Annotated in this window: 23 protein-coding genes; 10 read left to right on the top strand and 13 right to left on the bottom strand. The window is 62.6% G+C overall.

Going from position 1 to position 22974, the window contains the following annotated elements; all coding sequences use genetic code 11:
• Positions 1–2: 2 nt before the first annotated feature.
• From gfa to JM946_RS15440, 5 genes are read right to left on the bottom strand one after another with little or no spacing between them, the layout of a single operon-like run.
• Positions 3–578, bottom strand: a complete 576-nt coding sequence (gene gfa, locus JM946_RS15460) for an S-(hydroxymethyl)glutathione synthase (RefSeq protein ID WP_203168209.1) — start codon at positions 576–578, stop codon at positions 3–5.
• A gap of 50 nt (positions 579–628) precedes the next feature.
• On the bottom strand, positions 629–1738 hold the full coding sequence (locus tag JM946_RS15455) for an S-(hydroxymethyl)glutathione dehydrogenase/class III alcohol dehydrogenase (protein ID WP_203168207.1): 1110 nt from the start codon (positions 1736–1738) through the stop codon (positions 629–631).
• The gene (locus JM946_RS15450; RefSeq protein WP_203168205.1) at positions 1735–2640 is read right to left on the bottom strand and encodes a quinoprotein dehydrogenase-associated putative ABC transporter substrate-binding protein; all 906 of its coding nucleotides are present in this window, start codon (positions 2638–2640) and stop codon (positions 1735–1737) included. The genes JM946_RS15455 and JM946_RS15450 overlap by 4 nt, the downstream gene beginning before the upstream one ends.
• Positions 2600–3043: a c-type cytochrome gene (locus tag JM946_RS15445; RefSeq protein WP_203168204.1), complete on the bottom strand. Its 444-nt coding sequence runs from the start codon at positions 3041–3043 to the stop codon at positions 2600–2602. The genes JM946_RS15450 and JM946_RS15445 overlap by 41 nt, the downstream gene beginning before the upstream one ends.
• Before the next feature lie 6 nt (positions 3044–3049).
• On the bottom strand, positions 3050–4879 hold the full coding sequence (locus tag JM946_RS15440) for a methanol/ethanol family PQQ-dependent dehydrogenase (RefSeq protein WP_203168202.1): 1830 nt from the start codon (positions 4877–4879) through the stop codon (positions 3050–3052).
• A gap of 106 nt (positions 4880–4985) precedes the next feature.
• On the opposite strand from JM946_RS15440, the gene JM946_RS15435 reads away from it, so the two are divergent.
• A complete protein-coding gene (locus JM946_RS15435) occupies positions 4986–5390 on the top strand; it encodes a hypothetical protein (protein ID WP_203168200.1) in 405 nt (134 codons plus the stop codon).
• A 27-nt stretch (positions 5391–5417) separates the two neighbouring features.
• Here JM946_RS15435 and JM946_RS15430 read toward each other — a convergent pair whose 3' ends face one another.
• Positions 5418–6491, bottom strand: a complete 1074-nt coding sequence (locus JM946_RS15430) for a cytochrome D1 domain-containing protein (RefSeq protein ID WP_203168199.1) — start codon at positions 6489–6491, stop codon at positions 5418–5420.
• 212 nt (positions 6492–6703) lie between these two features.
• Between JM946_RS15430 and JM946_RS15425 the strand changes: the two genes are divergently transcribed.
• On the top strand, positions 6704–8677 hold the full coding sequence (locus tag JM946_RS15425; RefSeq protein ID WP_203168197.1) for a sigma-54-dependent Fis family transcriptional regulator: 1974 nt from the start codon (positions 6704–6706) through the stop codon (positions 8675–8677).
• Here JM946_RS15425 and pqqE read toward each other — a convergent pair.
• The 5 genes from pqqE to pqqA are packed head-to-tail and all read right to left on the bottom strand — an operon-like array spanning position 8667 to position 11836.
• The gene (pqqE, locus tag JM946_RS15420; RefSeq protein WP_203168196.1) at positions 8667–9827 is read right to left on the bottom strand and encodes a pyrroloquinoline quinone biosynthesis protein PqqE; all 1161 of its coding nucleotides are present in this window, start codon (positions 9825–9827) and stop codon (positions 8667–8669) included. The two genes, JM946_RS15425 and pqqE, sit on opposite strands and share 11 nt — an antisense overlap.
• Before the next feature lie 7 nt (positions 9828–9834).
• Entirely contained in the window at positions 9835–10107 is a 273-nt protein-coding gene (pqqD, locus tag JM946_RS15415) for a pyrroloquinoline quinone biosynthesis peptide chaperone PqqD (RefSeq protein WP_203168195.1), read from the bottom strand.
• Positions 10104–10814, bottom strand: a complete 711-nt coding sequence (gene pqqC, locus JM946_RS15410) for a pyrroloquinoline-quinone synthase PqqC (protein ID WP_322110938.1) — start codon at positions 10812–10814, stop codon at positions 10104–10106. Before pqqC ends, pqqD begins: the two co-directional genes overlap by 4 nt.
• On the bottom strand, positions 10811–11716 hold the full coding sequence (gene pqqB / locus JM946_RS15405) for a pyrroloquinoline quinone biosynthesis protein PqqB (protein WP_203168193.1): 906 nt from the start codon (positions 11714–11716) through the stop codon (positions 10811–10813). Before pqqB ends, pqqC begins: the two co-directional genes overlap by 4 nt.
• Positions 11717–11761: 45 nt before the next feature.
• The gene (gene pqqA / locus JM946_RS31690; protein WP_129645968.1) at positions 11762–11836 is read right to left on the bottom strand and encodes a pyrroloquinoline quinone precursor peptide PqqA; all 75 of its coding nucleotides are present in this window, start codon (positions 11834–11836) and stop codon (positions 11762–11764) included.
• A gap of 163 nt (positions 11837–11999) precedes the next feature.
• Here pqqA and JM946_RS15395 point away from each other — a divergent pair, with 163 nt between their 5' ends.
• The 4 genes from JM946_RS15395 (at position 12000) to JM946_RS15380 (ending at position 15842) form a co-directional block, all read left to right on the top strand.
• Positions 12000–13346, top strand: coding sequence for an ATP-binding protein (locus JM946_RS15395; RefSeq protein ID WP_203168190.1), 1347 nt, complete (start codon positions 12000–12002; stop codon positions 13344–13346).
• Positions 13343–13975 (top strand): response regulator, encoded by a 633-nt coding sequence (locus JM946_RS15390; protein WP_203168189.1) that lies wholly within the window; start codon positions 13343–13345, stop codon positions 13973–13975. The genes JM946_RS15395 and JM946_RS15390 overlap by 4 nt, the downstream gene beginning before the upstream one ends.
• Before the next feature lie 249 nt (positions 13976–14224).
• The gene (locus tag JM946_RS31685; protein WP_218042889.1) at positions 14225–14572 is read left to right on the top strand and encodes a helix-turn-helix transcriptional regulator; all 348 of its coding nucleotides are present in this window, start codon (positions 14225–14227) and stop codon (positions 14570–14572) included.
• Positions 14562–15842 carry a type II toxin-antitoxin system HipA family toxin gene (locus JM946_RS15380; protein ID WP_203168186.1) on the top strand — a complete coding sequence of 427 codons (1281 nt, stop codon included), beginning with the start codon at positions 14562–14564 and terminating at the stop codon, positions 15840–15842. Before JM946_RS31685 ends, JM946_RS15380 begins: the two co-directional genes overlap by 11 nt.
• Before the next feature lie 149 nt (positions 15843–15991).
• Here the strand turns inward: JM946_RS15380 and JM946_RS15375 are convergent, their stop codons facing one another.
• Positions 15992–16579: a peroxiredoxin gene (locus JM946_RS15375; RefSeq protein ID WP_203168185.1), complete on the bottom strand. Its 588-nt coding sequence runs from the start codon at positions 16577–16579 to the stop codon at positions 15992–15994.
• 201 nt (positions 16580–16780) lie between these two features.
• Entirely contained in the window at positions 16781–18214 is a 1434-nt protein-coding gene (locus tag JM946_RS15370; RefSeq protein ID WP_203168184.1) for an alpha/beta fold hydrolase, read from the bottom strand.
• Positions 18215–18372: 158 nt separating this feature from the next.
• Between JM946_RS15370 and JM946_RS15365 the strand changes: the two genes are divergently transcribed.
• The 4 genes from JM946_RS15365 (at position 18373) to JM946_RS15350 (ending at position 22923) form a co-directional block, all read left to right on the top strand.
• Positions 18373–18975, top strand: coding sequence for a type 1 glutamine amidotransferase domain-containing protein (locus JM946_RS15365; RefSeq protein ID WP_203168182.1), 603 nt, complete (start codon positions 18373–18375; stop codon positions 18973–18975).
• A 612-nt stretch (positions 18976–19587) separates the two neighbouring features.
• Positions 19588–20172 (top strand): RNA polymerase sigma factor, encoded by a 585-nt coding sequence (locus JM946_RS15360; RefSeq protein ID WP_218042888.1) that lies wholly within the window; start codon positions 19588–19590, stop codon positions 20170–20172.
• A gap of 45 nt (positions 20173–20217) precedes the next feature.
• Positions 20218–20748, top strand: coding sequence for a hypothetical protein (locus JM946_RS15355; protein ID WP_203168179.1), 531 nt, complete (start codon positions 20218–20220; stop codon positions 20746–20748).
• A gap of 408 nt (positions 20749–21156) precedes the next feature.
• Complete coding sequence (locus JM946_RS15350) at positions 21157–22923, top strand: tetratricopeptide repeat protein (RefSeq protein WP_203168177.1); 1767 nt, start codon at positions 21157–21159, stop codon at positions 22921–22923.
• Positions 22924–22974: the final 51 nt, after the last annotated feature.

The raw sequence follows: 22974 nt of genomic DNA, 5'->3' as shown, positions 1-22974 counted from the left end.
GGTCACGCTGCCAGCACGCCTTTCGCCTTCGCGGTGTGTGTCGCGATCAGATCCATCAGCGCCGGCGACAGGCAATCGTACGTCGGCAAGCCGAGCTCCTGCAGCCGCGCACGCACCGCGCCCATGTTCTCGGGCTTGGCGCCGGACTCGATGATGGACGACACGAACGCCGCGAATTCGGGGGCTGCCCAGCCCTTGTCGGTGGACAGCTCGGTGTGCACGAAGTCGAAGCCATAGAACGGATGGTTCTTGTTTTCGATGCGGCCATACATGTGCACGCCGCAGCCGGTGCACGCATAGCGCTGGATGGCGGCCGACTCATCGACGATCTTCAGCTTCTGCGCGTTGGCCGTGACCTGGAGCTTGTCGCGAGGAATGACCGCGACCATGGAGAACAACGCGCCTTCGGGCTTCCAGCATTTGGTGCAGCCGCAGACGTGATTGAACGCGACGTCCCCTGCCAGTTTCACCGTGACCTGATTGTCTTTGCATCTGCAGGTCAAGGTGCCGCCCGCGAAACCGCTCTGGCCGGCCTGCACGCCGTTGTCGACCGACGGATGAATCTTTAACGCTGCCATGATCGTTCTCCAATTCGTTGTTGCCTGATCTGAAGGAATTGACTGGCCGCTCAGAAGATCGCCACGCTGCGGATCGACTCGCCCTTGTGCATCAGGTCGAACGCATCGTTGATGCGATCGATGGGCATCTGGTGCGTGATCAGCTCGTCGATCTTGATCTTGCCTTCCATGTACCAGTCGACGATCTTCGGCACGTCGGTGCGGCCCCGCGCGCCGCCGAACGCCGTGCCCTTCCAGACCCGCCCGGTCACCAGCTGGAACGGACGCGTCTTGATCTCCTGGCCCGCGCCGGCGACGCCGATGATCACCGAAACGCCCCAGCCGCGATGACAGCACTCCAGCGCCTGGCGCATCAGATCCACGTTGCCGACGCACTCGAAGCTGTAGTCGGCGCCGCCATCGGTGACATTCACCAGGTGTGCCACCAGATCGCCGCCCACCTCTTTGGGATTCACGAAATGCGTCATGCCGAAAGCCTCGGCGAGCTTGACGCGGCCGGGATTGATATCCACGCCGACGATCTTGTTGGCGCCGGCCAGGCGCGCGCCCTGGATGACGTTGAGGCCGATGCCGCCCAGGCCGAACACGACCACGTTGGCGCCCGGCTCCACCTTGGCGGTGTTGATGACCGCGCCGATGCCGGTGGTCACGCCGCAGCCGATGTAACAAACCTTGTCGAACGGCGCGTCCTCGCGAATCTTGGCGAGCGCGATCTCCGGCATCACCGTGAAGTTCGCGAAGGTCGAGCAGCCCATATAGTGATGCACCATCTCGTTGCCGACGGAGAAGCGACTGGTGCCGTCGGGCATCACGCCCTTGCCTTGGGTCGCGCGAATCGCCGTGCACAGATTGGTCTTGCGCGACAGACACGATTTGCACTGGCGACATTCCGGCGTGTACAGCGGAATGACATGATCGCCCTTGCGCAGCGTGGTCACGCCCGGCCCCACATCCACCACGACGCCGGCGCCCTCGTGGCCGAAGATGGCAGGAAACAAACCTTCCGGATCGGCGCCGGAGCGAGTGAACTCATCGGTGTGACAGATGCCGGTGGCCTTGATTTCCACCAGCACTTCGCCGGCGCGCGGCCCGTCGAGATCGACCGTGGTCACTTCGAGGGGCTTGCCGGCGGCGTAGGCGACTGCGGCTTTGACTTTCATGTACCTTTCTCCGGAACGGTTTGCTTGAGCTGGCCGCTGGCGTCGAGCAGCGGAATGCGATAACTCGACAGGATCCGATCGATGGTCGACTGGTGCTGGTCGATCCAGGCATCGAGCACGCCCTGCCATTGCCTTTCGCCGAAGCGCACGCCCATCGCGATCTCATAATCGAACTTGATCTGCGGATCGGGCAGGAACGGCACCGCCTGCCACTGCCGGTCGCCCGAATGTCGCTCCACCAGGAAACCGGCGATGGGGCCCCAGACGATGGCGAGGTCGATCTTGTTCGCCGCCAGATCCTGTTCGATGGTGTGCGCGGGATTCTCGGCGGGATCGCCGCTTTGAGCCGCGTACATCACGGCGCGCTCCATCAGCCCGTTGCGCAACAACCAGTCGGCGCCCGGCGAGCGCGCAAACACTCCGATGCGCAACGAAGCGAGCTTGTTTCGGGGCAGCTTCATCAAGTCGTCCGCCGCCCGCAGATCGCCGAACTCGGGACGCTGCGCGAACACCATTGCATAAGTGGAGTGCATGTAAGGCCGCGTGGTCGCGGTCAGCTCATATCCCTTGGGCACTCCGATGATCACGTCACATTTGAACTGCTTGGTCTTCTCATCGCGCGCTCGCAACGTGTTGCGCACGAAGCCCATGCGTTGCGGGAAAAAGGTGTACTCGACGCGACGGCCGAGATCGCTCGCCAACGCCTCGGCGATCTTGTTTTCATAGCCTTCGCCGCGCCGATTGGACAACGGCATGTTGTCCGGGTCGGCACACACGCGCAGGACCGATTCCGCCTGATTCGCCGGAGTTGCCCCTGGCGACAACAACAGACAAATCAGCGCGGACGCGCCCAGGCGCACACTATTGCATCGGCGAGAGGCGACCAGGCTGGATCTTGCCATCGGAGCGACCTTTCAAATACGCGTACAGGCCTTCCCAGTTCTCATTCACCATGGCGCTGGTGTTGAACGGCGGCATGCCCTTTTCGGGCCGCCCGTTCATCATGATGTCGTGGAAGTCCTCTTTGCTCAGTGTCTTCAGCGACTCCACCAGCGACGGACCGACCATGCCTTCCTGGGCGGCGCCATGGCAGCGCTCGCACGCGAGCGCCCGCCATGTCTTCCAACCTTGCAGGGTTTTTTGGTCGACCTTGTTGCCGTCCTGTACCTGGTAGAGAGCATCGCCCGCGGACGCTTTGCTGGCGCCCGCCGCGGGCGCGTCACTTGCGCTGACGCACACCGCGGCGATGCTGAGACTCAAAACGACCGTTGACCACTTCATGACCCGCTGAACGTTGTAATTCATGAATCTTCACTGCTGCAGGGAGGTGGTGGCCGAGGACGTGGAGTCCGGCAGTCCGAAGATGAAGAGCGAGCCGCCCAAGGTGGTGTACTTCGCCAGGTCCTTATAGCCGCCCACCGCGCCCAGGCCTTCGGTCGATTCGGTCAAGCCGGCCGCCATGCCGATGCCTGCCCAACCGCCGATACCCGAATACACGCCGACGTACTGCTTGCCGCCGTACTCATACGTGAACACGTTGCCGATGATTCCGGAGGGCGTCTTGAACTTCCACAGCTCCTTGCCGTCCTTCGGGGACACCGCTTTGATGTAGCCCTCGAGCGTGCCGTAGAACACGACGTCGCCGGCGGTAGTGAGCGCACCGGACCAGACCGAGAAGCGCTCGGGCTTCGACCAGACGATCTTGCCCTGTGCCGCGTCCCACGCGATGAAGTTGCCCATGCCGCCGTGACTGCCCGGCGTCGGATACATCGTCAGAGTCGCGCCGACATACGGCTGACCCGCGGTGTACTCAACCTGGAACGGCTCGTACGTCATGCAGACATGGTTGGTGGGCACCATGAACAGGTTGCTCTTGCGATCGAAGCTGACGGGCTGCTGGTCCTTGGTGCCGAGCGCGGCCGGACAGATGTCTTTCACGTTCACGTCCGGGCCGGTCGTTCCTGGCGAATATCTCTTATCGACGACCGGCCGGCCGGTCTTCATGTCGACCTTGGTGGCCCAGTTCACGGTCGGATCGTATTTTTCTGCGACCAGCAGCTCGCCAGTCTCGCGGTTCAAGGTATAGGCAAAGCCGTTGCGATCGAAGTGCACGATGGAGGGCACCTGCTTGCCCTTGATGTTCAGATCCACCAGCACGCTTTCGTTGACGCCGTCGTAATCCCATTCGTCGTGCGGCGTCATCTGGTAGGCCCACTTGGCCATGCCGGTGTTCAAGTCGCGCGCGAACAGCGTCATCGACCACTTGTTGTCGCCGGGGCGCTGCGCGGGATTCCACGTGCCCGGGTTGCCGGTGCCGTAATACACCAGGTTCAGCTTCGGATCGTAGGCATACCAGCCCCAGGTGGTGCCGCCGCCCAGCTTCCATTGATCGCCCTTCCAGGTCTTGATCGAGGAGTCCTTGCCCACCGGCGCCATCTTGCCGTTGGTCCAGGTCATGGTCTTGGCCGGATCGACCAGGATCTCGTTGTCCGGACCGGTGCTCCACGCGGTCCACAGCTTCTTGCCGGTCTTCAAGTCATACGCGAGCAGCCGACCGCGCACGCCGAACTCGCCGCCGGAGATGCCGGTGATGACCACGTTCTTGAAGATATGCGGCGCGTTGGTGTTGGTCTCGCCGATCTTCGGATCGCCGTTCTTGGCGGTCCACATCACCTTGCCGCTGTTGGCGTCCAACGCCACCAGCGTGGTGTCGGCCTGTTGCAGCAGGATCTTGCCATCGCCGTAGGCCAGGCCGCGGTTCACAGTGTCACAGCACATGACCGGGACAACCGCCGCATCCTGCTTGGGCTCATACTTCCATTTGTAGGATTGGTCCTTCAGGTTGATGGCGTAGACGTTGTTCGGAAACGGCGTGTGGATATACATGGTGTCGCCGATGACCAGCGGCGATCCCTCGTGACCGCGCAGGACGCCGGTCGACATGGTCCATGCCACTTGCATCCGGCCGACGTTGCCGGCGTTGATCTGTTTCAAGTCGCTATAACGATGATTGGCGTAATCGCCGGCTTGAGCCGCCCAATTGGACGACTTGCTCATGGCCATTTCCAAGTCCGTCGCCGAAGCCACGGATACAGTGGACGTGGCAGCCACCAGCAGGACCCAGCAATGCTGACGTTTCATGTTCAATCCCCCGAGACTGACCGAGAAATTTTTTGTTGATCGCCGCTGGCGCGCTGCATGCACAATGATGGTCGGCGCCAACACACTCCACCTCAACGAGGCGAACATGACGATGCAACGCCTGTGCCACTCCGCAGCCCGCCGCTCGACGGCGCGCATGATCACGATCGGATTCGTGGTTGCGCTGGTGACATTCAGCATTCCAGTAAATAGCGCGCCGCCGAAGCACGACTATCCGACGCAGGCGCGGGTGGAATACGTGAATGAATGTATCGGCAGGCATCAGGACAGCCTCGCGAACGTCTATCAGTGCTCGTGCACGATCGACCGCATCGCGGATCAGCTCAGCTACGACGACTTCGTCGAGTCCATTACCTTCGCGCGCTACGCCGGGCTGCCTGGCGAGGGCGGCGCGGTGTTCCGCGATCCGGAAAAAGGCCGCGCCCTGGCCAAACGCTTTCGTCTGCTGGAGTCCGAAGCAGAGCGCGAGTGCGGCCTGATCAAGGACTGACCGGATCGAGAAATGACCGGCTGGGCCTCACCGCGGTGGGGCCGGCCCGATCACGACACCCCAAGGGGTTTTTCCCACCGGAATGCGCTTCACGACGCTGAGCGCCGTGGTGTCCACCACCGTCACGTCGTTGGAGGGGCCGTTGGCGGTGTAGAGAAAGCGGCCATCGACCGTTAGCGCGATTCCCCACGGCCGCGCGCCGACCTCGATCTCCTTGATCAGCCTGTAAGTCTTCGGCGCTTGCTTGGTATCGACCACGGCCACCGTGCCGCCGCGCCCGGTGCTCAGATACAAGCGTTTGCGCGCATCATCGAGAACCACCGCCATCGGCTTGGCAGCCTCTCTGAGCTGCAACACGCGTTGCACCGGCTCGCCTGCCGGCACCGCCATCCGATACAACGAAGCATCGAGCTCTCCGGACACATAGGCCACCGAGCCGTCGGGGCTGAAAGCCATGTCTCGCGGACGTTTGCCGACCGTGACATGCTGTTTCACCTCGAGTGTCTTGGTATCTATCACGGACACCGAGTTGTCCGATTCGTTGGTCACCAGCACCCAGCGACCGTCCGGGCTCACACCCACCCCTTCGGGCTCGAGCCCCACCTTCACTTTCGCAAGCACTTTTCCGACATCGACGTCGACCACCGACATCAGGCCCACGTCTTCGTTGGCCACATACAGGCGCTTGCCGTCGGCGCTCATGGCGAACTGTTCCGGATCGGAGCCCGCCGCCAACACTTTGATAAGCTTGTGTTCGACGGTATCGACGATGGCGATGCCGTCGGCTTTCAAATCGCGCTCGCGCTTGGCGCACACCTCGTCCGGCACGCTAGGCGGACATTTCGGCAAGCCGCTCACCGCCACGAACAAGCGCGATCCGTCGGGCGAGAGCTTCAGCCCGCGCGGTCGTTTGCCTACTTCCACGGTCGCGATGCTGGTGTTGCTGGCCAGATCCAACACCGAAACACTCTGTCCATCCTCGTTGGAAACATAGGCGCGGCCGCTGCCTGCATTGTTATCGGCTGCGGCAACTTCGAATACCGATCCGCATACACCGAAGAAAATCAACCATCCAAGTGGCCGCCAAGCTACAAATGCCATGCTTCTGCCCTCCTTTCGGGTTCGGATCGAGCAAGTCATATGCCACAGATTAACTAAGACGGTTAAACTCGCGCAGCCGGCGGTAACGATCACTGCAAGGGATGCAGTGGAAAATCAATCCGCGGCAAGTGTGTCAGGGGCGATACAGGGCGTGACACTGTCACGACACAGTTGACACACTGCCGCATGGGGGATGAACCGAAGGAGAACCCATGGACGCAACAGCAGTGCATGCGGGCAATGTACTGGAGCTCGTGCGCGAGCCCAAGACGCCGGCACTCGGTCCTCCGCTCACTTTGCATCCGGCGATCGCCGGTTCCTGGCGCCGCTGCGCGCTCGACTACTCCATCGATCCGGGGCGACGCACCTATGCGCCCACCGTCATCGACGCGGCGCAACTGGCCGAGCGCCTGGTCCAGCATGCCGATCTGTTACAGATCGCGTCTGCCGAAATCGACTGGCTGTACGAGCACATCGCGGGCTCCGGCTACGCGCTGGTGCTCACCGACGCCAGCGGCATCGTGCTGTATGAGAAGACCGACGCCACGCTGGTCGATGTGTTCCGCTCCGCCGGACTCATGATCGGCGCGGACTGGAGCGAGCGACAGGAAGGCACCAACGGCATCGGCACCTGCATCGCCGAGAATCGACCGGTGATCGTGTATCGCGAGGAGCACTTCCGCTCCTGTCATATCGGTCTGTCGTGCTCGGGCGCGCCGATTCGCGATCATTCGGGGAATCTGGTCGCAGTCCTCGACGCTTCCACGCTCAATGCGCGGGACACTCGCGCAAGTCTGGCGCACACCATGGCGCTGGTGAGCCTGTCGGCTCAGCTGATTGAAAAATGTTTGTTCCTGCAGCAGTTCCAGAGCGAGACCGTGTTCCGCTTCCACGCGCGACCGGAATTCGTGAACTTGCAGCACAGCGGCGCCATCGCAGTGTCGCGCGACGGCCGAATCGTCGCGGTCGACGAGACCGCGTTGTGGCTGTTGCGCGCCAAGAATCGCGCGTCCCTCGTCGGTCGCGGCATTGACGAGATTTTTGACGTGAGCGCCGCCGAACTGGTCGAACCCTCACGTCGCACCGACACCTCGTTGCGCCCGGTGCGCGATGTGACCTACGGCCGACATTTCTTTCTCAGCCTGGATCAGGAAGCGGCTGCGCGCCGCTCCATCTCGGTTCCCACGCCGACGCGCGAGATTCTGCAACTGCCGCCTGCGCCCACGCGCAAGAGCATCTTCACGCTGGAAGACCTCGCCGGCGAAGATGCGCAGATGGCGCGCAACATTCGCAGCGCGCGGCGGGTGGCGACTTCGCGCGTGCCCGTCATGATCCAAGGCCCGACCGGCGCCGGCAAGGAAATGTTTGCCCGCGCCCTGCACGCCGCCAGCGATCGAGCCAATCGGCCGTTCGTGGCTCTAAACTGCGCCGCCATTCCCGAAACGCTGATTGAAAGCGAGCTGTTCGGCTACACCGCCGGCGCATTCACCGGCGCTCGCAGGAGCGGCATGAAAGGCAAGATCCTGCAATCCTCCGGCGGCACGCTGTTCCTGGATGAGATCGGCGACATGCAGCTGAGCTTGCAGACACGCCTGTTACGCGTGCTGGAAGAACAGGAAGTCATGCCGCTTGGAACCGATACGCCGATTCAGGTCGATCTTCGGGTGATGTGCGCCTCGCACCAGAACCTGCGAGCGATGATCGCGCGCGGCGCATTCCGCGAGGATCTCTATTACCGATTGAACGGCATCACCATCGAGCTGCCCTCGCTTGCTCAGCGCAGCGACAAGGAACGCTTGATTCGCGAGTTCCTGGCGACCGAGAGCTGCGACGGCCGGCCCGTGGCCATCGAGATGGACGCTTTCCAGCGCCTGCTCGATTACAGCTGGCCAGGGAACATTCGCGAACTGCGCAATGTGATCCGCACCATCCTCGCGATCTGCGACAACGACGTGATCCGGCTGGTCGATCTGCCCAGCGAAGTGCGGCTGTGCCAGACCCACACGGAAGAAACCAGCGAGGCGCCGAGCTCCATCGAACGCGATGCGTTGATCCAATGCATTCGCGACTGCGATGGCAACATGTCACGCGCCGCCGAGCGTCTGGGCGTCAGTCGCAACACGTTATATCGGCGTTGCAAGCGGCTCGACATTCCGCTGCAACACTCGCGCGGACCTATCGTGTAGGCAGCGGCCGCTGGGCCAGCGCCCGCGAGCTTTCTTTTCGGCGAAACACCAGCGGGGCCTCGGGCGCTCGCGGTTGCTGCGCCCGTTCGACGGCGGCGAGCACCACATGATGATGCGGACTCTTGGCGCAGACCGGGTCCGTCGCGCCGGCATCATGCGCTAGCAGATAAGCCTGGCAACGGCAGCCGCCGAGATCTTTGTCGCGTTCCTCACAGCTGGCGCAGGGCTCTTTCATCCAGCCCTGGCCACGGAAGCGATTGAATCCCTCGGAATCGAACCAGATGTCGCGCATGCCGTGCTCGCGGACATTCGGAAAACTCAAGCCCGGCAGCATCTTCGCCGTATGACACGGCAGCGCGGTCCCATCGGGCGCCACGGTCATCAGCGTGGTTCCCCAGCCGTTCGCGCAACGTTTCGGGCGCTGTTCGTAGTAGTCCGGCACGACGAAGAAGATGCGCATCTTGCCTTTCAGCCGCTCGCGCCATTGGCGCATCGTCTGCTCGGCGCGCTCCAGCTGTGCGCGCGATGGCAACAAGTGCTCCCGGTTCAAATGCGCCCATGAATAATATTGAGTGTTGGCGAGCTCCAGATAATCGGCGCCCATGCGCGCGGCCATGTCGATGATGGTCTCGAGGTGGTCGATATTGAGGCGATGGATCACACAGTTGAGCACCATCTGATAGCCGCTCGACTTGATCCACTCGGCGCAACGCCGCTTCAGTTCGAAGGTGCGCGTGTGCGACAGGAAATCATTCATCTCGCGCGTGGAATCCTGAAACGACAGTTGGATGTGATCCAGCCCTGCCCGCTTCAGCTCCGTCAAACGCTCGCGGCTCAACCCTACGCCTGATGTGATGAGGTTGGTGTAATAACCCAGCCGGTGTGCCTCAGCCGTGATCTCCTCGACATCGTCGCGCACCAGCGGCTCGCCTCCCGACAATCCGAGCTGCACCGAGCCGAGCGCACGCGACTCCTGCAACACACGCAGCCATTCCTGCGTAGTCAGCTCGTTCTCGACCGACGCGAAGTCCACCGGGTTGTAACAAAACACACATTGCAGCGGGCAACGATAGGTGAGCTCGAGCAACAGCCACAACGGCGGGCCCACGCTGCTGGAAGCATCCGGCAAGTAGGGATGGGCGGTGCTCATGTCGTGCTCACGATTGAGTCGCGCCAATCCAGCCCTGCGCGGTTGCGAGCTCGAGAAAGTGCATCACATCGTCGTGCAGACCCGCGCGTTGAAACGTGGCTTCCAGGTCCGCCACGATCTCATCGACGCTGCGCACGCCGTCGCAACGACGCAGAATCTCCGAGGCGCTGGTGTTCAACTTCACCATGCCTTCGGGGTATAGCAGTACATACGAGTTCTGTACGGCTTCCCACTGCAACCGAATTCCGCTGCGAAGGCTCGGTCGGTCGGCGTGGGTCATGACTGCACTCCAAAATGCCGAGCCATGGCGTCGTTCATCGCCCAGAGAATGTCGAGCTTGAACTTGAGCACTTCGAGCGCGCGCCGTTGCTGTTCGTGCGTCTTGAAATACGCCAGCGTGACCGCCAGCCCGTGATTCACGTCTCGCTGAGCCAGCGACATTCGACTGCGGAAGTACTGCAGTCCCTGCTGATCGATCCAGGGATAATGTTCGGGCCACGACGACAGACGCTGTCGATGAATGTCTGGTGCGAACAGCTCGGTCAGCGATGAGCACACGGCTTCCTGCCACGGCTGCTGGCGCGCGAAATTCACATAGGCGTCGACGGCGAAGCGCACGCCTGGAATCAAGCGACTCAGGCTTTCCACTTCCGTGCGCTCCAGGCCCACCGCTTCAGCCAGGCGCAGCCAGGCCTCGATGCCGCCAGCATCGTCGCCATGTCCGTCGTGATCCAGAATGCGTTCGACCCATTGACGCCGCACCTCCCGATCCGGGCAATTCGCCAGGATGGCCGCATCCTTGCGCGGGATATTGATCTGATAGTAGTAACGGTTCGCCACCCAGCCCTGAATCTGCTCGCGCGTGGCTCGGCCCGAATTCAACATCACGTTGAACGGATGATAGATGTGATACGCGCGGCCCTGCTCTCGCAGCTTCTGCTCGAAATCCTCGGCGCTCCAGGCGGACTCCAGCTCAGCGTTGCTCACACTGTGATCTCCATGCCGTCGTACGCTACTTCGATGTGGTGAGCGTTCAGGACTTCGCGCTCGGGCGAGTCCTCGACCAGAATCGGATTGGTGTTGTTGATGTGAATCAGCACGCGACGGGTGCTCGGCGGCAGCCGGTCGAGCCAGCCGATCATGCCGCCGGATTGCGTGAGATGTCCCATGTCGGCGGCGCGCTTGCGCGACACGCCGAGCTCGATCAGCTCATCGTCGGTCCAGAACGTGCCGTCCACCAGCACGCAGTGAGCACCGGCCATCAGCTCGAACAGCGACGCATCGACGGAGGCAACGCCAGGCGCGTAACACAGCCGCCGAGCGGCCCGCACATCCTCGACCACCAGCCCGATCACGTCGCCGGGCTGAGCGCTGCGTTTGGAATACGGGGGCGGTTTTCCGGGCAACGCGATCGCCTGCCAGCGCAGCTCCTCGCTGCCCTCGACGGTGAACCATTCACCCGGCTCGATGCGCTGACGATTCACGCCACAATAATTCTGCAGCACCTGCAAGATCGGATTGGAGCTGGTGAGGTCGGCGAATACGCCATCGGTGCACCACAGCGGCCAGGGCCGCGGACTTTCGCGCAGCATCAACAAGCCGGTGGTGTGATCGATCTGCGAATCGGTTAGAACGATGTTGCGAATGCCCGTGTCGCGCGCCGTGCGAGCCGGCTGCAATTGCGGGTTGGCTTGCAACTGCGCCAGGATGTCGGGAGAGGCATTGACCAGGGTCCATGCGGTCTCGTCCGCACCGCGAATGGCGATCGACGATTGCGTCCGGGGCCGTGCATTCAACTCCCGCCGTCGCACGCCCAGACAGTTCCGGCAGTTGCAGTTCCACTGCGGGAAGCCGCCGCCCGCGGCGGAGCCTAGAATTCTTACCTGCATGTAGCAGGCAAGGCCGCCGGGTTGCGACGGCCCCGCCCTCATCGCTCAGCGATGTTCAGCGTACATGGTGATTTCCATGCCCAGCCGCAGATCGATGGCTACCGGTGTTTCCCAGATCATGATTGGCTCCTTATGGATCGCTCGACTCCAAGCCGACCATGCACCCGGGCGGGCCGGCGCCGCCACGCGAGCATCATGATTCTCCACTCATGATTTTCATGAGACCGAACGCGCCTCGCGCCCCGCCGTGCATACTTGGCGTTCCCGGCATTCAGGACGAACCTTGAAGCTCCGCACTCACGTCAATCTGATCGTCGCCAGCCTAAGCGCCGCGCTCGTCATGCTGGCGGCCTGGCTGCAGTTCGACGGGACGCGCCGCTCGGTGGGCGAGGAAATCGCCGGCGCCAATATTGTCGCCACCCAGTTGCTGGCGCGGATGATCGTCGGACTCGATCAACGCGGCGAAGCGGCCATTCTCGCCTTCCTGGAGCAACTCGGCCGCGTGCGCGCGCACGAGATCACGATGCGGAACGCGAATCACGAGGTGATCTATCAATCCCCGCCTTCGCCATACAAGGCCGGCCGCGAACCGCCGGCTTGGTTTGCGTCCCTGATATTGCCGACCATGCCCGTGCATGTGTTCCCATTGAGCGGTGGTGGTGAAGTGCGTGTCGAGGCCAATGCTTCGCGCGCTATCCTCGACGGTTGGGACAATCTGATCGAGCTTGTGATATTCGGCGGCATCGCCTTCGCGGTGCTCAATATCGCCGTGTTCTGGCTGGTCGGCCGGGCCATGGCGCCCTGGCCGGTGATCGTCGACGGGCTCACCCGCGTCGAGCAAGGCGAACTGGCGCATCGCCTGCCCCCGCTGAAAGGTCACGAAGCCAACATGATCGGCGCGACCTTCAATCGCATGGCCGCCGCGCTGCAGGACAAGCAGCTGAGCGATCGCAAAGCCTTCGAGGCGGAGCAACGCCTGCAGCAGCGACGCGAGCTCGATCAACTCATCGAGCAACGGCTCGATGAAGAGCGACGGCTGATTGCCCGGGAGTTGCACGATGAGTTCGCCCAATCGGTCACGGCGATCCGCAGCTTCGCCGTGGTGATCGCCAATCAGCACGACGCCGGCTCGCGCACCGCCGAGGTCGCCCGATTGATTTCGACGGAAGCCGCGCGGCTCTACGACGCCATGCACGGCCTCATCCCTCGCCTCGCGCCACTGACGCTGGACACGCTGGGCCTGGCCGAAACCTTGGAAGACTTCATCAAACAATGGCGAGGTCGCCATCCGGCCATACAATTCTCGTTACGCCACGAGCTGCCGGCGCAGCTGGGCGATAGCATCACCATCGCGATCTATCGCGTGGTGCAGGAAGCGGTCATCAACGCCGTCCGGCACGCGCGCCCGACCCAGGTGGACGTCGAAGTCGTATGCTCGGATTCGACGGCGCGCGTGCGCGTGGCGGACAATGGCGTCGGACTCCCGGAAGAATGGTCGCGGCCGGGACATTTCGGATTGCGAGGACTGCAAGAAAGAATGGCAATGCTGGGCGGCAAGCTGACTCTGACCGAACATGCTCCGCATGGCGTCGAGCTGACGGCGGAGATCCCGCTCGGAGCGCAGCGATGATCAAAGTGCTGCTGGTCGACGATCACACCGTGGTGCGTACCGGCTTTCGCTTGCTCCTGGAAACCGTCAACGACGTACGCGTGGTCGCCGAAGCCGACAGCGGCGAAGCGGCCTGCCTGCGCTTCGATGAACTGTCGCCGGACACGGTGGTGCTGGATCTGTCCATGCCGGGGATGGGCGGGCTCGAAACCATCAAGCGGCTGCGTGCGCGAGATAAGGATGTGAGAATCCTGGCGCTCTCCGCTCACGACGACGCCATGCACGCGCGGCGCGCTCTGCGACAAGGCGCGCTCGGGTTTCTATCCAAACGCACCGCGCCCGAAACGCTGCTCGAAGCAGTCCGCATGGTCGCGGCGGGCCAGCGTTATATCGATCCCAAACTCGCGCAGGAGATCGCGCTCGCCGAAGTCGGCGGCGCCAGCTCCTTGATCGAGGCGCTGTCCGAACGCGAGTTCGAAGTGTTCCTGCGTCTGGCCAATGGCGCGGCCGTGCCCAAGATCGCCTCGGAGCTGAACCTCTCGGCGTCCACCGTGGGCACGCACCTCTACAACATCAAACAAAAGCTGCACGCCGGCAATCAGGCCGAGCTGACGCTAATTGCGCTACGCGCCGGCCTGATCGAACGCTGACCGTCCACAAGGACCTGCGGCCCCGCAACTTGCGCCTCTTCCAACCTCGACTTGAGCATCGATCTGACCCCTGCGTGGCGAGCAAGGCGTGAAACTTACAGAGGTTCGGGAAACTCCAGAACCAGGCGCGCCCCGCGGGCCGTACTAGCGTCGAGCGACAGGCAGCTCGCATCGGCTTTGACGCGCGGCGATTTACGGATTAGTATAATGATTCATTAATGATCCATATCCGATAGATATGGACTAGGTATGGATCAAATTGTGCCAAAACCCAAGGTACGCCCATTCTCCCGAGTCGGTCGGCAGGCCATCACACTGCTCGGCCAGCAGATCAAGCTTGCGCGCAAGCAGCGTCGGATGACGGCACAAGAGCTTGCGGATCGCGCAGGGATTTCTCGCGGCTTGGTTCAGCGAATCGAAAAAGGCGATCCGGGATGTCAAATCGGCGCGGTGTTCGAGGCGGCGGCGATTGTTGGAGTACCGCTCTACGATGCGGATAGTGCCGCCTTGAGCGCGAGGATCAAGCGCACCGACGAGCAGATCGCGTTGCTGCCGGCTCACACGCACCCCGACAAGAAGGTCCAGGATGCTTTCTAAGAAGAAGGGGTTCACGGAAGCATTCGTTTGGACGTGGTTGCCCGGTGCTACCGACCCGGTCGTGGCCGGACGATTGAGCGCCAACGGCACTCGGCTCGAGTTCAACTACGGCCGAAGTTACCTGGATCGCACCAATGCGATTTCGCTCTATGACACGGAGCTGCCACTGCGCGCCGGGGTGCTACCCCTCCTTCCAGGCCTTTCGATGCCTGGATGTATTCGAGATGCGGCGCCTGATGCGTGGGGACGGCGCGTATTGATCAACAGGCTGCTCGGGATCCGCGGTCCGCGGACAGATACAACGCAACTGGATGAATTGACGTATCTCATGGAATCCGGTTCGGATCGGGCAGGCGCTCTGGATTTTCAAACATCGGCAACGGAGTACGTGCCACGGCAGGGCGCTAATGCGACATTGACTGAGTTGATGGAGGCAGCGGACCGCGTCGAACAGGGCGTGCCTCTCACGCAGGAACTCGCAGAGGCCTTGCAGCACGGCAGCGCGATCGGTGGAGCGCGTCCGAAAGCGCTCATTCAAGATGGCAACCTCAAGTATCTGGCCAAGTTCTCCTCATCAACCGATCTGTACAGCATCGTGAAAGCAGAATTCATCGCGATGCGGTTGGCTCGATACGCAGGGCTGAACTCGGCCGGCGTGAGCTTAAGGCGCGCTTCGAGCAGGGATGTGCTGCTGGTCGAGCGGTTCGATCGTGCGGCGGTAAATGGAGGGTGGCAGCGCAAGGCAATGGTGTCCGCCCTGACGCTGCTGGGTCTGGACGAGATGATGGCCCGATATGCGAGTTACGAGGATCTGGCGGAAATCATTCGTCATCGGTTTGCCGATCCACGGGCAGATCTGCGCGAGTTGTTCTCGCGACTGGTTTTCAACATTCTGTGCGGCAACACCGACGACCATGCGCGGAATCACGCTGCGTTTTGGGACGGTGAATACCTCAGACTGACGCCTGCCTATGACATTTGTCCGCAGCCGCGGGCAGGCAATGAGGCATCGCAGGCAATGCTGATCGCAGGAAACGACAACCTGAGCAGAATTTCAACGTGCCTGGCGGCCGCACATCACTTTCTGTTGTCGCACGATGAAGCAATGGAGATTGCACAGCGGCAGGTTGCGGCGATTGCAGAGCACTGGGATGCTGTGTGCGAGGAGGCTGAGATCTCAAAGACGGATCGTGCGCTACTCGCAACTCGTCAGTTTCTGAATCCGTTCTCCGTTGAGGGAATGGGGATGGATGAGATTCAATTGAACTAGTCCCTGTGGCGCCGCGGACAGGATGCTGACAATCGTGCAGGTGGAACAGCACGCCCAGCCTTCAACGGACCTTTATATATTTTCATGGAATGGCGCCGGAGAGTGTTCAAACACCGGCGCCAGCCCGATTCATCGCTAGCCGCCTTTCGTCAGCCGCCCTTGAGCTTCTGCACGATTTCCAGGGACTTATTGACGTTATCGACAGGGTTGAGGCCGCCGACCGTGGCGGCGATGCGGCCGTCGGGTGTCACGATGAAGGTGGTGCGCTCGGCGAAGCCGTGATCGATGTCCTGTCCGCGCGTGTCTTTCGCGCCCGAACTGCCTTCGCGCACCGTCAGTTCATAAGAACGGGCGATCTTGCCGTCCACATCCGAGGCGGTGGGGAATTTGCCGGCGCAGAATTCGGGATCGGCGGAGAAATCGTTGAGCCGTTCGATGCTGTCGAGCGAGACGCCGATGATGGACGCGCCGGCCGCGGCGAACTTCTCCTTGTTGACGGCGAACGTGCGTGCTTGAACGTTGCAGCCGCCGGTGTACGCCGAGGGATAGAAGTACACGACCACCGGCCCCTTCTTCAGCGCATCCTTGAGCGAGAACGTAAACGGCTTGCCGGCAAGCGATGCCTGCGCGACGAAGTCCGGCGCCTTGGCGCCCTCCTGCAACGCTGCCCACGCGGGCAACGCCGTGCCCACCGCCAGCAGACCCGTCAGAAGCATCCCCTTCAAGCTTGTGTTCATGGCGACTCCGATATTCGTAAAGTGCTACCCATCGTATCCAATCCTGCGAGCCCGCGGCATCCGGCCTCGAGTGACGCTGGATATCTTCCAACGTTGGTTCCGTGCACGCATGGTTTCTGCGCGGACGATGACCGTTCCTCTATGGACCGGCCGACCTCGCTTTTTATTTCACGGCGTCAGCGATCGTGGGATGGCAGGTTGCTAGCCTTCGCTGGGGATCTTGAACGGACGCCGCGGTTCCGGCTTGCAGGTGGACGTATCCAGGTCCTGCGCCGTTCCCGAACTGACGAAGCGCCGGTAGATCTCAGCGACGCAGGGCCGCCATTCGGTGTGCCCGCGATTGCCGAGCACGACTTCGGCCTTGTTTCCGAATCCCTTCGCGGCATGTTCCGTGAACCACAGCGGCGTGGCAGGATCGCTATCGCCCGATACGAACAGCGCCGGGACCGTTGAACGAATCGGCTGGCGATAACCGGCGGGTAACGAGCTCTTCGGCCACTTCGAACAGGCCGCCTGTTGCTGCCGGACTCGATACTCGCCCAGGTAGGTGCCTGCGGTAGCCGGGGCTATCTCCGACTCGCGAATGAACGGCACGTCCTCGTTGCAGGCGATCGAAAAGAACAAGCCGAAGCTGATCGCAGTGGATGCGCCCCGCGCGTTCTCGAGGATGTCTTCGACCACGTCGCGGTAGTCACCTTGATACATCCGGTGAATGACCAGCGGGATGCGCTCCGCACCCTCCTCCCGATACATCATCGAACGCAGCCGCTCGGCGACACGGCCGCGATGCAGTCGCACCTGCTCTGCCTGGCCGGCAATGGCGACCTTCACCTCTTGCGTGTCGAGCCGCCGTAACACTTCGGTGAGTTCTTCGCGCACGTTAGGGAATGCGGCTCGACACTCCGGCTGCGCCTGGCAGTCGTTCAAGACGCGGTCCATCGCAGTGTGGGCCGCCTTGCTCATCGGCAGTGGAATGGCGACATCGATGGGAACGATGCTGTGGAAAAAGACGGTGCGGACGCTTTGTGGATACGTTCTGATGAACAATTGCGCGGGGCGCGTGCCGTAGGAGCCGGCGCTGAGATTGATCGGGCCGTAGCCGAGTTTCTGGCGTATGTGCTCCAGGTCGCGTATGAAATGCCCGTAGGTGTATTGGGTGAGGTCGGCGATCTTGCTCAGGTCGCGAGCGCATTGTTCGATGGGAGCTAGCGGAAAAGCGTCCCGGAACAATGTTTCAGCGTCTATGCCCGCATAGATGTCGCACGCCAGCCGATGTGACTTGCCGGTGCCGCGCTGATCTATGAATACCAGATCGCGATCACGCCTCGCCTGCTCGTACCACTTCGCAAACACGCTCGCGGCGCTGATCGCATCTTCGGCTGGGCCGCCCATCAAGAAGACGATCGGATCGGGCAACGCTTTCGGTTCGGTTGCCGGCAGAACCGCCACTGCGATTCCGAGCTTTCGTCCCTCGGGCCGCTGCCAGTTCTCCGGCACTTCGATCGTTCCGCACTTCGCCTGCTGCGCGATGTCCGGCAACTCACATGTCGACAGCTCCTGCGCGCTCGCTCCGCAAGCAAGACCCAGGCAGCTCCACAGCGAGAGCATGCGAAACAATCTGCCTCGTCGATGCATGCCGGTATTTCCCTTTCCGAAGAAGCGACGGACTGTAGCGCCGGCGGATGCTGACGTCCACGTGGCGACCCTGCTCACGCGCCTTCTATCGAGGCCTGCGGCCCCGGAACTTCAGTGGCATTCACACGCTTAGTGGTACTCGTTGAAGGAGGTGCGTCATGCCTGAAATCAGCCAAGCTAAAGTCCTCATTCTTGCCACACACGGCTTCGAGCAGGATGAGTTGTTGGTCCCGCAGCGTAAGTTGAAAGAAGCTGGCGCGCAGGTCGACGTGGTGGCCCCCGAGAAAGGCCAGATCCGCGGCTGGAAGTTGAAGGATTGGGGTGAAAGCGTCACCGTCGACAAGACGCTCGATCAAGTCAAGGCCGACGATTACGACGCCATCGTCCTACCGGGCGGACAGATCAATCCCGACCTGCTGCGCGTGAATGAGCAGGCGTTGCAGTTGATTCGTTCGTTTCTGGATTCGGGCAAGGTGGTGGCGGCGGTCTGCCATGCGCCGTGGCTGCTGGTGCAGCTGGACGCGGTGCGCGACCGGCAGGTGACGTCGTATCACTCGATCAAGACGGACGTGATCAACGCCGGCGGCAAATGGGTGGATCGCGAAGTGGTGACCGATCGCGGCATCATCACCAGCCGCAACCCGGACGATCTCGACGCCTTCTCCGCCAAGATCATCGAAGAGATCGAAGAAGGCAGCCACGCCCGTCAGCGCCAGGGCGCGCGCGCAACTCAGAACGAGCAGCGCCCCGGCGTGCATTGAGATCGTTATGTGAGGTCAGGGCACCCAGCCCCCGGAACAGGGAAGTACCCGCCACAACGTTGGCGGGCGAGAAGGCAAAAGTCACCGCTTTTGCCGACTCGCCACGCGGGGCCGGGCAGATGCTCGGATCCCGCGTCAGAAAGAATGCGCCCGCATCCGCGTCAGAAAGAAAACGCGTCGCCGAGGCGGCTCCCCCGCCCCGGCGACACGGCTCCCCACGGCAAACACTGCTCGCCCGCTAGAAACAAATCGGCTCACGACAGGGGCGTCACGTCGCTGATCAGGTGAGACTGTGAGCAATCGGATTCGACCCTCCACTGAGCTGCGCTAGCACACTCGCGGCGCGGTCGACTGCGGCATCGGTCACAGACTCGATTGCGGCTAACCCGCCAGAGCAAACAACACGCTGCTGACCAACAGCGTCCAGATCAAACTGAGGATGATCGAACCGGTCATCTTCACCTGATCGTCATTGAACATTCCCAATCTCGCTTCCAGGCACGACGCGACATTACGCCTTTGAAGTGACACGGTCGGCTCGAGCAAACGGTTCCAATGCTTTGCCAACGGAACCATTCGACAGAACGATCCGTGTGAGGCTTAATGGCAATCATGGTTCTGCAGAAGCGCGATCGTCCGTCGCATGCCAACGCGGCAGCCGAGTTCGACCATCTGCTGAGACCGCACGTCCCCGCCCTGTACCGCGCCGCGTTTCGCTGGACTGGAGCGGTGGACCGCGCCGAAGACCTGGTGCAGGAACTGCTGGTCCGCCTGTTTCCCAAGCTCGATGAGTTACGTCGGCTCGACCGCATCCGCCCGTGGGCGCTGCGGGTGATGTATCGCATCTTCGTGGATCAGGTGCGGCGCGAGCGCAGCTCGCCGGTGCAGTTCGTCGCCGACGCGCCCGCGGACAGCGGCGAAGACGATGGCCAGGAATACATCGATCCTTCGGCCGGTCCGGCCGAACTGATGGAACGAGAGCTCACCCAGGAGCGGGTGCTGGCTGCGTGGGAAAGCCTCGGCGAAGAACACCGGGTCGTGTTGTCGATGCACGATATCGAGGACTACAGCCTGCCGGAGTTGTCGCAGATCATGGACGTGCCGCTGGGTACGTTGAAGTCACGATTGCACCGCGCCCGCGCCAGGTTGCGGGAACTGCTGGCCTCGGAACGAAATTCACGGCTGGCTCGTGTATGAAGCGTGGGCCCACCGTCGTCACCTTCCGACATTCAGGCATATACCGTGGATAAAGACTCCGAAATCTTGCGCCGGGCGCTCCAGCGCATGCCTGCGCCGGAGCCACGTCCCGAGTTCGTCGATCGTGCGTTCGCCAAAGCCACCGGTCAGGCGCGGCCGCGAGGCCGGCTCGCGCACCTGGTGAGCCGTTGGGAAACCTGGACGGGTGCAGTCGTGGGCGCCGCCGTCGCGGTGCTGTTCACCTTGTTTCTGTTACGCCCGCCGGGCTCCAGTCCCGCGGACATCACACTCGCGCTGAACGAAACTCGCGCCATCGACGTCCTGATCGATTCCGAACGCGCCCTCGAAGACGCGACCATCCGCATCGTGGCCACCGGCAGCGTGGCCTTGGAAGGTTTCGAGGAGGAGCGCGAGATCGACTGGCAGACGCATCTCGCACCCGGCAACAACGTGCTGTCGCTGCCGGTGGTGGCTCGGTCAACCGGCGCCGGCCAGCTGGTGGCGGTCATCGAGCACGGCGGCCGCACGCGCCGGGTGACTGTCAGGCTCAACGTGCTGGACAGCCAAACCTCGTGACCATGACGCCCGTCACAGCTGCCTGCTTGCCACCCGAGGGGTGGGCGACCATCATTCGACCACGAGTGAGGTACGTAACCATCATCGCCCTGTGCTTGCTGGCGCACGGCGCTCTGGCGCAACAGCAGTCCGCATCGAAGCGGGAACGCAGAGGCGACGACCTCGACGTGACCATGCAGATCATCGTGGATCCTGATGCCAAGCTGCCCGACGAAGTCGTTCGCCGAATCCCGCTGCCCGAGCGCAAGTCCGCCCCGCAGCCCGGCGGACGCGACAACCGGCCGGGTCAGGATGGAGATAAAGAGAAGGATCGCGCCCAGGGCCAGAATCGCGCTCGCGAAGCTCAGGAGCTGGGGCGCGAAGTCGCGCAGTCCGCCAAAGAACGAGCCAAGGAAGCCAACGAACAACGTGAGCAAGCTCGCCGGGCCGCCGCCGAAGAACGTCGGCGCGAGCAAGACGACCGTGGTCCGCCGGATGATCGCGGTCCTCCCGACGACCGTGGCCCGCCGGATGATCGTGGGCCTCCCGACGATCGCGGCCCGCCAGATGATCGCGGGCCTCCCGATGATCGCGGCCCGCCAGATGATCGCGGTCCTCCCGACGACCGTGGCCCGCCGGATGATCGCGGGCCTCCCGATGATCGCGGCCCGCCGGATGATCGCGGGCCACGGTCGTCGGGTGGCCCGCCGGATGATCGCGGGCCTCCCGATGATCGCGGCCCGCCGGATGATCGCGGGCCTCCCGACGATCGCGGCCCGCCGGATGATCGCGGTCCTCCCGACGACCGTGGCCCTCCCGATGATCGCGGCCCGCCAGATGATCGCGGTCGGCCGGATGCTCGCGCCCGATCGGACGCCCGCGTTCCTCCCCAGGATCGCATCCGCTCGAACGAACGCCCGAGTCGTTCACCCCGCAATTGAAACATCGCGTGCGCGGCCCTTGCCTGCCGCGTTATTGAATTTCGCGCTGTTACTGGTCGGCATCGAAGCATTGGCGGCCAGCGACGAGGCCGCACGACAGTTCCGCTCCGGCAGCACTGCCTTTCAGGCCGGCGACTACTCCAAAGCGTTGGTTGACTTCGAAGCGGCGCTCGCCGCAGGCATGACCGGCCCCGCGGTTCATTTCAATATCGGCGTCGCTGCCTATCGCAGCGGCGATTACTCCCGCGCGGAGACCGCATTTCTGGAAGCCGCCCGCACGCCGAGCATGGCCGGGCTCGCTCATTACAACCTCGGCCTGGTCGCGCTGGCTCGCAACGATTCCGCCACGGCCGCCGATTGGTTCGACAAAGTCAGACCCGCCACCAGCGACGAACGTTTGCACGCGCTGGCCGCAAGCAGGCTGGCCGAGCTGCGCCCGAAGGAAACGCCTCGTGTATGGTACGGCTACGCCGCTTTCGCTCTGGGCTACGACGACAACGTGGCGCTGGTCTCCAACTCCAATGTGCTTGGCATCAGCGACACCGAAGACAGCTTCGCCGATCTGCAACTCGCGGTGAGCACTCCGGTGGCGGACGCCTGGCGCCTGGAAGGCGCGTTGATGCTCACCGACTACCAGGATCTGGATACATTCGATCAGTGGACCGGCTACGGCGGCGCGCGTTACCGCTGGGCGACGGGCGACTGGACCCACGACGCCGGCCTGCGGGCTGGTTATTCGCTGCTCGACGGCTCCGGCTTCGAGAGCAGACAGACGCTCTCGTTACAAACACGTCGAGGGTTGCGCCCGGATCTGTACCTGTACGCGCGCTATCGCTTGCATCACATCGACGGCCTCGACGAATACAGCGGGATCAGCGGTCTGCGGCATGAAGGCAGCGCCGCGCTGCTATGGACCTATGCCGATTGGGATATCTACGCGTCATATCGGCTGGAGCTCGCCGACTACGACGCAGCGACGCTGTCTTCGACCCGCCACGAAGTGAGAGTGGACGTGGAGCATCCCATCAACAACGACTGGACAGTACAGTTCGATGCTTCGCTTCGGCAAAGCGACTACGACCTCTCCGATTATGGCGTCGAACGCCGCAGCGACCTGGGTCTGGCCGTGACCCGCACCCTGTCCCGCCGCTGGCGATTGGTCGCCCGCTACGCATATACCCAAAACAAAGCCGACCTCTCCGACTACGACTATCGCGGCAACCGATTTTCCGCCGGCGTCGAAGCCACGCTATAGCCCGTCCGTATTCCGCCGGCTTGCGCATCAGGTGCGACCGGGCACACTTTG

The organism is Steroidobacter gossypii (assembly GCF_016801985.1).
GTDB classification, from domain to species: Bacteria; Pseudomonadota; Gammaproteobacteria; order Steroidobacterales; family Steroidobacteraceae; genus Steroidobacter; species Steroidobacter gossypii.
Note: the sequence above shows the minus strand (reverse complement) of the source record. Positions and strands in the feature narration are given on the sequence as shown.